This is a genomic window from Rhizobacter sp. P2_H2, from assembly GCF_056403375.1.
Window position 1 is genome coordinate 1 of record NZ_JBFUFP010000113.1, and the last position, 9,559, is coordinate 9,559.

9 protein-coding genes are annotated in these 9,559 nt (G+C 66.8%); 3 read left to right on the top strand and 6 right to left on the bottom strand.

Translation table 11 applies throughout. The annotated features are described in order from the left end of the window. The 3 genes from AC1D15_RS09425 to AC1D15_RS09435 all read left to right on the top strand — a co-directional run. Window positions 1–2,412, top strand: a 2,412-nt coding sequence (locus AC1D15_RS09425; RefSeq protein ID WP_477825779.1) for a ribonucleoside-diphosphate reductase subunit alpha, incomplete at its 5' end; no start/stop codon positions are given. Between the two features lie 154 nt (window positions 2,413–2,566). Beyond that, a complete protein-coding gene (locus tag AC1D15_RS09430; protein WP_465112852.1) occupies window positions 2,567–3,769 on the top strand; it encodes a ribonucleotide-diphosphate reductase subunit beta in 1,203 nt (400 codons plus the stop codon). Window positions 3,770–3,996: 227 nt separating this feature from the next. Beyond that, window positions 3,997–4,497 (top strand): histone H1-like DNA-binding protein, encoded by a 501-nt coding sequence (locus AC1D15_RS09435; RefSeq protein WP_047506623.1) that lies wholly within the window; start codon window positions 3,997–3,999, stop codon window positions 4,495–4,497. Window positions 4,498–4,550: 53 nt separating this feature from the next. Here the strand turns inward: AC1D15_RS09435 and AC1D15_RS09440 are convergent, their stop codons facing one another. From AC1D15_RS09440 to accB, 6 genes are all read right to left on the bottom strand, one after another. Beyond that, window positions 4,551–4,847 carry a prefoldin domain-containing protein gene (locus AC1D15_RS09440; RefSeq protein ID WP_477825780.1) on the bottom strand — a complete coding sequence of 99 codons (297 nt, stop codon included), beginning with the start codon at window positions 4,845–4,847 and terminating at the stop codon, window positions 4,551–4,553. Between the two features lie 189 nt (window positions 4,848–5,036). Beyond that, the gene (locus AC1D15_RS09445; RefSeq protein WP_477825781.1) at window positions 5,037–5,942 is read right to left on the bottom strand and encodes a carbohydrate kinase family protein; all 906 of its coding nucleotides are present in this window, start codon (window positions 5,940–5,942) and stop codon (window positions 5,037–5,039) included. A gap of 48 nt (window positions 5,943–5,990) precedes the next feature. Continuing rightward, complete coding sequence (locus tag AC1D15_RS09450) at window positions 5,991–7,043, bottom strand: zinc-ribbon and DUF3426 domain-containing protein (protein WP_477825782.1); 1,053 nt, start codon at window positions 7,041–7,043, stop codon at window positions 5,991–5,993. Window positions 7,044–7,050: 7 nt separating this feature from the next. After that, window positions 7,051–7,959, bottom strand: coding sequence for a 50S ribosomal protein L11 methyltransferase (gene prmA, locus AC1D15_RS09455; RefSeq protein ID WP_047506631.1), 909 nt, complete (start codon window positions 7,957–7,959; stop codon window positions 7,051–7,053). A 7-nt stretch (window positions 7,960–7,966) separates the two neighbouring features. Next, the gene (gene accC / locus AC1D15_RS09460; RefSeq protein ID WP_047506632.1) at window positions 7,967–9,316 is read right to left on the bottom strand and encodes an acetyl-CoA carboxylase biotin carboxylase subunit; all 1,350 of its coding nucleotides are present in this window, start codon (window positions 9,314–9,316) and stop codon (window positions 7,967–7,969) included. 10 nt (window positions 9,317–9,326) lie between these two features. Further along, window positions 9,327–9,559: acetyl-CoA carboxylase biotin carboxyl carrier protein (gene accB / locus AC1D15_RS09465; protein WP_477825783.1), on the bottom strand; the 233-nt coding region annotated here is incomplete at its 5' end.

A 9,559-nucleotide genomic window follows, 5' to 3' on the forward strand; every position in this document is an offset into this window, starting at 1 on the left:
GACGTGAAGCCCGACCCCATCCTGGCCGAGACGCGCCGCAACCTCTACGACGGCGTGCCGATCGATGAAGTGCACAAGGCCGCGATCCTGGCCGCGCGCACGCTGATCGAGAAGGACCCCGGCTACACCCGCGCCACCGCGCGGCTGCTGCTGCACACGATCCGCAAGGAAATCCTCGGTGAAGAGGTGCTGCAGGCCGAGATGCCGGCGCGCTACGCCGACTACTTCCCCGGCTTCATCAAGAAGGGCGTGCAGGCCGAGCGGCTCGACGAGAAGCTGCTGCAGTACGACCTGGTCCGCCTGGGCGCGGCGCTGAAGGCCGAGCGCGACCTGCAGTTCGACTACCTCGGCCTGCAGACGCTGTACGACCGCTACTTCCTGCACATCAACGAAGTGCGCATCGAGATGCCGCAGGCCTTCTACATGCGCGTCGCGATGGGCCTGGCGCTCAACGAGATCGACCGCGAAGCGCGCGCGATCGAGTTCTATGAAGTGCTGTCCAGCTTCGACTTCATGAGCTCGACGCCGACGCTGTTCAACGCCGGCACGCAGCGCTCGCAGCTGTCGAGCTGCTACCTGACGACCGTCGCCGACGACCTGGAAGGCATCTACGAAGCGCTGAAGGAGAACGCGCTGCTGTCGAAGTTCGCCGGCGGCCTGGGCAACGACTGGACCAACGTGCGCGCGCTCGGTTCGCACATCAAGGGCACCAACGGCAAGAGCCAGGGCGTCGTGCCGTTCCTGAAGGTCGTCAACGACACCGCCGTCGCGGTGAACCAGGGCGGCAAGCGCAAGGGCGCCGTCTGCGCCTACCTGGAGACCTGGCACCTCGACATCGAGGAGTTCCTGGAGCTGCGCAAGAACACCGGCGACGACCGCCGCCGCACCCACGACATGAACACCGCGAACTGGATTCCGGACCTGTTCATGCGCCGCGTGATGGAGGGTGGCGACTGGACGCTGTTCTCGCCGTCGACCTGCCCCGACCTGCACGACAAGTTCGGCAAGGCTTTCGAGGAGGCCTACACGCGCTATGAAGACAAGGCCGCGCGCGGCGAGATCAAGCTGTTCAAGAAGATCCCCGCCAAGGACCTGTGGCGCCGCATGCTCTCGATGCTGTTCGAGACCGGCCACCCGTGGATCACCTTCAAGGACGCCTGCAACGTGCGCTCGCCGCAGCAGCACGTCGGCGTCGTGCACTCGAGCAACCTGTGCACCGAGATCACGCTGAACACCAGCGAGACCGAGATCGCCGTGTGCAACCTGGGTTCGGTGAACCTGGTGCACCACCTGAAGCAGGTCGACGGCACGGTGCAGATCGACCACGCGAAGCTGAAGAAGACCGTCGCCACCGCGATGCGCATGCTCGACAACGTGATCGACATCAACTACTACGCCGTCAAGAAGGCGCGTGACTCCAACCTGCGCCACCGCCCGGTGGGCCTGGGGATCATGGGCTTCCAGGATGCGCTGTATGAACTGCGCACGCCGTACGCCTCGGACGACGCGGTGTCGTTCGCCGACCGCTCGATGGAAGCCGTCTGCTACTACGCCTACTGGGCGTCGACCGAACTGGCGGCCGAGCGCGGCCGCTACTCCAGCTACCGCGGCTCGCTGTGGGACAGGGGGATCCTGCCGATCGACTCGCTCGACCTGCTGGCCGAGGCCCGCGGCGGGTATGTCGACGTCGACCGCAGCGCGACGCTGGACTGGTCGGCGCTGCGCAGCCGCATCGCCGAGCACGGCATGCGCAACTCCAACTGCGTGGCGATCGCACCGACCGCGACCATCTCGAACATCATCGGCGTCAGCGCGTCGATCGAGCCGTCGTTCGGCAACCTGTCGGTGAAGTCCAACCTGTCGGGCGAGTTCACGATCGTCAACGAGTACCTGGTGCGCGACCTGAAGAAGCTCGGCCTGTGGGACGACGTGATGGTGATGGACCTGAAGCACTTCGACGGTTCGCTGCGCCGCATCGACCGCGTGCCGGCCGACCTGAAGGCGTTGTACGCGACGGCCTTCGAGGTCGAGACGCAGTGGCTGGTCGAGGCCGCCGCGCGCCGCCAGAAGTGGATCGACCAGGCGCAGTCGCTGAACATCTACATGGCCGGCGCCTCGGGCAAGAAGCTCGACGAGACCTACAAGCTCGCGTGGACGCGCGGCCTGAAGACCACCTACTACCTGCGCACCGTCGGCGCGACGCATGCCGAGAAGTCGACCGTGAAGGCGGGGCAGATGAACTCGGTGTCGAGCGGTGATGGATCGTCGTCGATGGGTGCGGCGCCGGTCGCTGCGGTGGCTGTTGCGCCGGTGATGACGGCCGCTGCGCCGGTGTTCTCCGCATCGCAAGAGCCTGCCACCGACATCAAGTTCTGCGCGATCGACGACCCGACGTGTGAAGCGTGCCAGTGATGCACTGAGCAACGCGCGTGCTCATCGCGAGTCTTCGCGAATGCACGCGCGTTTTTCGATGCGACACAGCAACAGCGAAGTGCTCGCGATGTCAATAAGTGCTTGGTGTTTCAACACAACACTCTCATAATTCAACGCGTCAAGGAAGTCCACCATGTTGGTTTGGGAAGAAGACCTTAAACCCTCGATCTCTCACAAAGCGAGTCCCGCGCAGAGCCTGCCCTCTCAAGCGCGTGCGGTCGCTCCATCTCCTGACTTCGATGCTGCGATCGCAGCACCTGCCTCCCCCTTGATCCCCACCTCCCTGAACACTTCCAGCACCTCCGCTCCTGCCGCCGCGCAACGCGTGAAGGCCGCCGACAAGCGCATCATCAACGGCCGCACCGACGTCAACCAGCTGGTGCCGTTCAAGTACAAGTGGGCGTGGGAGAAGTACCTCGCGACCTGCGCGAACCACTGGATGCCGCAGGAAGTGAACATGTCGCGCGACATCGCGACCTGGAAGGATCCGAACGGCCTGAGCGACGACGAGCGCCGCATCATCAAGCGCAACCTCGGCTTCTTCGTCACTGCCGATTCGCTGGCCGCCAACAACATCGTGCTGGGCACCTACCGCCACATCACGGCGCCCGAATGCCGCCAGTTCCTGCTGCGCCAGGCCTTCGAGGAAGCGATCCACACGCACGCCTATCAGTACATCGTCGAGTCGCTCGGGCTGGACGAGAGCGAGATCTTCAACGCCTACAACGAGGTGAAGTCGATCCGCGACAAGGACGAATTCCTGATCCCGTTCATCAACGCGATCATGGATCCGAACTTCAACACCGGAACGCCCGAGAACGACCGGACGCTGCTGAAGTCGCTGATCGTGTTCGCCTGCCTGATGGAAGGCATGTTCTTCTACGTCGGCTTCACGCAGATCCTGGCGCTCGGTCGCCAGAACAAGATGACGGGCGCTGCCGAGCAGTACCAATACATCCTGCGCGACGAGTCGATGCACTGCAACTTCGGCATCGACCTGATCAACCAGATCAAGCTCGAGAATCCGCACCTCTGGACGGCGGAGTTCAAGGCCGAGATCAAGGCCTTGTTCATGACGGCCGTCGAGCTCGAATACCGCTACGCCGAGGACACCATGCCGCGCGGCGTGCTGGGCCTCAATGCATCGATGTTCAAGGGTTACCTGCGCTACATCGCCAACCGGCGTGCAACGCAGATTGGTTTGGAAGAGCTCTTCCCGAACGAGGAAAACCCGTTCCCGTGGATGAGCGAAATGATCGACCTGAAAAAGGAGCGCAACTTCTTCGAGACGCGTGTCATCGAGTACCAATCCGGTGGCGCCCTCTCGTGGGACTGACGCTTCGCTGACTGCATCACAGAGATCAGCAACAGGTCATGGACGAGATCAAGATTCGCAGGCCGTCAAGAGATCACCGCCAAGCACGCGGTGGCCAACGGCCTGCAACCCCATTCACCGTACCGGGGCGTCCCTCCTGGGCGACTTCGGACAGTGAATAACTGCCTCGCATCGGCATGGCGCCGGCGCAGGGCAGTGCTCTTTCAACTTGATCAAGGAGAAATGTAATGGCAACTGCAAAGAAGGCTCCGGCCAAGAAGGCGGCAGCGAAGAAGGCTCCGGCAAAGAAGGTCGCGGCGAAGAAGGCCCCGGCGAAGAAGGTCGCAGCGAAGAAGGCTCCGGCCAAGAAGGTCGCAGCGAAGAAGGTCGCCGCCAAGAAGGCGCCGGCAAAGAAGGCCGCGGCCAAGAAGGCGCCGGCGAAGAAGGTTGCAGCGAAGAAGGTTGCGGCGAAGAAGGCTCCGGCGAAGAAGGCCGCGGCCAAGAAGGCGCCGGCGAAGAAGGCTGCTGCCAAGAAGGCGCCTGCCAAGAAGGCTGCTGCGAAGAAGGCCCCTGCGAAGAAGGCTGCGAAGCCTGCGGCCAAGAAGGCGGCCAAGAAGCCGGCCGCCAAGAAGGCGGCACCCGCGGCGCCTGCTGCGCCTGCTGCTGCGAAGCCTGCGGCTGCTCCTGCAGCCAAGACCGCGCTCAGCCCTGCGGCTGCGTGGCCTTTCCCGACGGGCAACAAGCCCTGAGGCCGGAAGGCGTTCAGACAAAACCCGGCTTCGGCCGGGTTTTTTTCTGACCGCTACATCGGCAGCGTGTCGGCGAACCCGTTGGGTGGCAGGATCGGACCGTCACCGGCCCCGGTGCGGCCGCCGGTGGGCATCGGCAGGTCGACGTCGAGCTGGGATTGCATCACCGCCTGCAGGTCGCTGCGCTTCTGCTGCAGCACCGCCATCTGCTTGTGCAGCTGCTCGATCTGCTTGCGCGCCTGCTGCGCGTGCAAGCCGGCGACGTGCCGGGCCTTCTCCATCTTGTCGACCTTCTGCTGCAAGGCCTTCAGGCGGCGGCCGTACCACCAATGGCATGCGCCCCACGTCACCGCGCAGAGCGCGAGTGTCGTGAAAGCCAGGACGAGTGACTGGAAAGCCTGCATCGCGTATTCCCTTTGCCGGCTCTTTTCGACGAACCGATCAACCCCGACGACAGTATCAACATTTGTCTGACGCAGGGCGTGAAGATATCCCGGAAATGCCGATGGGTCACCCCCTCGCTCCAGGGAACCTTCCGCTCACACCCCGAGTGCCGTGCGATCGATCACATGGTTCTGGCCGCCGCGGCTGGCGATCTTCAGCGCGCCGATCCGGTTGCCCAGGCCGACGCAGCGCTCCAGCGTCCAGCCGCGTTCGAGGCCGTACAGCAGCGCGGCGCGGAAGGCGTCACCGCAGCCGGTCGGGTCGAGCACCTCGGTCGCCGGCACGCCCGGTACCCGCGTGCGCACGCCTTGCTCCCACAGCTCGCAGCCCTCGGCGCCGAGCGTCACGACGACGCCCTTCAGATGCGAGCGCGACATCGCCTCGATGCTCAGCCCGGTGCGCTCCGACAGCATGCGCGCCTCGTAGTCGTTGACAGTCACCCAGCTCGCCTGTGCGATGAAGCGGTTCAGCTCGGCGCCGTCGAACATCGGCAGGCCCTGGCCCGGATCGRAGATGAACGGGATCTGCGCATCGGCCAGCTGCTGCGCATGCTGCAGCATCGCGTCGCGGCCATCGGGCGCGACGATCGCGATGCGCACGCCGCGATCGGTCGGCACCGTCGTCGTGTGCGCCGCCTGCATCGCACCGGGGTGGAAGGCGGTGATCTGGTTGTTGTCGGTGTCGGTGATGATGATGGCCTGCGCGGTGTAGCTGTCCGGCACGTTGCGCACGAACTCGGTGCTGGCGCCCCACGACGCGATGCGCGCGCGGTACTCCACGTCGTCGGCGCCCACGGTGGCCATCACCAGCGGTTCGCCGCCCAGCTTGGCGAGCGTGTAGGCGATGTTGCCGGCACAGCCGCCGAACTCGCGGCGCAGCGTCGGCACCAGGAACGACACGTTCAGGATGTGCACCTGCTCCGGCAGGATCTGCTGCGCGAAGCGGCCGGGGAACATCGTGATGGTGTCGAAGGCGAGGGATCCGCAGATGAGGGCTGACATGGGAGGCTCCGGGAGAGGAACGCGGCGTTCGCGTTCAGGGTCGGTGATTCAGGGATAGAAGATCTCGACGGTGTAGCCGCTGACGCGGCGTCCGTCGGTGGAGAGCAGCACCTGCAGGCTGCTCTCGGCGCCCGCCGCGACCACCGGCGTCGCGACGCGGAAGTCCGACGGCGCGAGCGCACGACGCGCGACCAGCTGGCCGCTCGGGTCGCTCAGGCTCAGGTCGATCGACGGCATCGCGAGCGCCAGCGCGCTGCGGTTGCGCAGCACGACCGACAGCTTGTAGGCCGCGCCGCCATTGGCCGGCGCGAGCGCGCTGCTCTCGACGACCAGGTCGTCGATGCGGCGTGGCGCGCCGATCTCGCAATGCCATTGCTTGCAGGCCATCGCGAGCCACGGCTTGGTGTCGGGCCACTGCGCAGCGATGGTGTCGCGGAAATGCAGCGCCGCCTGGCCGGCCAGCCCGGCCAGCAGCCCGATCGCGCACAGCGACAGCACGCCGCGCACCCAGGGGCTGCGCCAGCGCTCGCGCTGGCGGGCTTCGCGCACGAAGCCGGGGGCGGCAGGCCGGGGTGCCGACGGCCGCGCGGCGGGCTTGGCCGCCGGCTTGCCCGCCTGCTTCGCGGCCGGCTTGGCCACCGGCTTGGATTTGCGGGGCGGCGCCGGCGGCGGGGCGCCGCCGTTGATCTCGCTCTCCAGCAAGTCCATGTTGAACTGCGCGTCGGAGAAATCGACCCGGTCGCGCTGCGCCACGCCCTGCGCCGGCGTCTGCGCGACGTCGGCCTGCTCGGGGTGGAAGAAGCGCGAGTGGATGCGGTCGTCTTCGCTCAGCTGGAAGATGTCGTCATCGTCCGGGGGCTCGGGCAGCGGCTGGAACGACGGCGTGGCCGGCACGGGCGTCGCGGCGATCGGGGCGGGCGGGGGTGGGGCCGGGGGGCGCCACTCCGGCGGGGAGTCGCGCTCCAGGTCGAACAACCCCTCGAGCGCGTTGAAGACCTCGTCGCAGCGCCCGCAGCGGACCCAGCCTTCGGAGACCTTGAGCTGGTCCTGGACGACCCGGAAGACGGTACCGCAGGCAGTGCAACGGGTGGCCAGGCTCATGGCGAAATCATGCCATGGCCTTCTTCCGCGCCGTCATCAGGATCCAGCCTTCTTCCTGGTCGCTCACGTCCAGCGTGCACCAGGGCGCATAGGCGGCCTTCAGCTCGTCGGCCTGGCGCTCGAGGATGCCGGCCAGCACCAGGTCGCCGCCCGCGGCCACGTGGCCGCACAGCAGCGGGGCCAGCAGCTTCAGCGGCGACGCGAGGATGTTCGCGAGCACCAACGGGTACTCGCCCTGGGCCGCGTCAGGCAGGCCGGCGTCGAGCGTGACGCCGTTGGCGTCGGCATTGGCGCGCGTCGATTCGACGGCGGCCGGGTCGATGTCGACCGCAGCGATGCCGCGCCCACCATGCAGCGCCGCGCCGATCGCGAGGATGCCCGAGCCGCAGCCGTAGTCGAGCACGCGCTGCCAGCCGGCCGCGCGCGCAGGGGCCTGGGTCGCGATCCAGCGCAGGCACATCCGCGTCGTCGGGTGCGTGCCGGTGCCGAACGCGAGACCCGGGTCGAGCCGGATCACGGTGCGGGCCTGTGCCGGCGGCTCGTGCCAGGTCGGAACGATCCAGAACGTGTCGGTGACCGGCACCGGCGCGAACTGCGATTGCGTCAGCCGCACCCAATCCTGCTCTTCGACCTTCTGCAGCGCCTGCAGCTGCACGCCGCCCGCCCAGTCCTGCGCGAGCAGCAGGGCGCCGGCCTCGGTGGCGGCGTCTTCCTCGGCGAACAGCGCCTTCACGACCGAGCGCTGCCAGCCGCCGCGCGGCGCCGGCATGCCCGGCTCGCCGAACAGCGCGTGCTCGGCCTCGGTGTCGGCATCGGCGTCCTCGACCGAGACCGACAAGGCCTGCAGCTCGTCCATCAGCGCATCGGACACCGGCTCGACCAGGTCCTCCGGCACCAGCAGCAACAGCTCGTACATCGGGGCCTCAGCGCTTGTGCTGGCTCATCCAGCCTTCAAGGTAATGAATGCTGGTGCCCCCCTCGATGAACTTGGCGTCGGCCATCAGCTCGCGGTGCAGCGGGATGTTGGTCAGGATGCCCTCGACCACCGTCTCCGACAGCGCGATGCGCATGCGCGCGAGCGCCTGGTCGCGGGTGTCGCCGTGCGTGATGATCTTGCCGATCATCGAGTCGTAGTTCGGCGGCACGAAGTAGTTCGTGTACGCATGCGAGTCGACGCGCACGCCCGGCCCGCCCGGCGCATGCCAGGTCGTGATGCGGCCCGGCGACGGCGTGAACTTGTACGGGTCCTCGGCGTTGACGCGGCATTCGATCGCATGCCCGCGCATCTGGATCTGGCGCTGCTGGAACGGCAGCTTCTCGCCGGCCGCCACGCGGATCTGCATCTGCACGATGTCGATACCGGTCACCAGTTCGGTCACCGGGTGCTCCACCTGCACGCGGGTGTTCATCTCGATGAAATAGAACTCGCCGTTCTCGTACAGGAACTCGAAGGTGCCGGCGCCGCGGTAGCCGATGCGCTTGCAGGCGGCGGCGCAGCGGTCGCCGATCTTCTCGATCACGCGGCGCGGGATGCCCGGCGCCGGCGCTTCCTCGATGATCTTCTGGTGGCGGCGCTGCATCGAGCAGTCGCGCTCGCCCAGCCAGACGGCGTTCTTGTGCTCGTCGGCCAGCACCTGGATCTCGATGTGGCGCGGGTTCTCGAGGAACTTCTCCATGTAGACCGCCGGGTTGCCGAAGGCCGCGCCGGCCTCGGCGCGCGTGGTCTGCACCGCGTGGATCAGCGCCGCCTCGGTGTGCACGACGCGCATGCCACGGCCGCCGCCGCCGCCGGCCGCCTTGATGATCACCGGGTAGCCGACCGCACGGCCGGCCTTGATGATCTCCTTCGGGTCGTCGGGCAGCGCGCCCTCGGAGCCCGGCACGCAGGGCACGCCGGCCTTGATCATCGCCTGCTTGGCCGACACCTTGTCGCCCATCGTGCGGATCGCGTCGGGCGTCGGGCCGATGAAGACGAAGCCGCTCTGCTCGACGCGCTCGGCGAAATCGGCGTTCTCCGACAGGAAGCCGTAGCCGGGGTGGATGGCCTCGGCATCGGTCACCTCGGCGGTCGAGATGATGGCCGGCATGTTGAGGTAGCTCTGCGCCGACTGGGCCGGGCCGATGCACACCGCCTCGTCGGCCAGCTTCACGTACTTGGCGTCGCGGTCGGCCTCGGAATAGACGACGACCGACTTGATGCCCATCTCGCGGCACGCTCGTTGAATCCGCAGCGCGATCTCGCCGCGGTTGGCGATCAGGATCTTCTTGAACATGCGGACAGCCTTATTCGATGATGAACAAGGGCTGGCCGAACTCGACCGGCTGGCCGTTGGCGCACAGGATCTTCGTGACGGTGCCGGACTTGTCGGCCTCGATCTCGTTCATGATCTTCATCGCCTCGATGATGCAGATCGGCTCGCCTTCCTTGATGGTGCTGCCCACCTCGACGAAAGGCTTGGCGCCCGGGCTCGCGGCGCCGTAGAAGGTGCCGACCATCGGCGACTTGACGGTGTGGC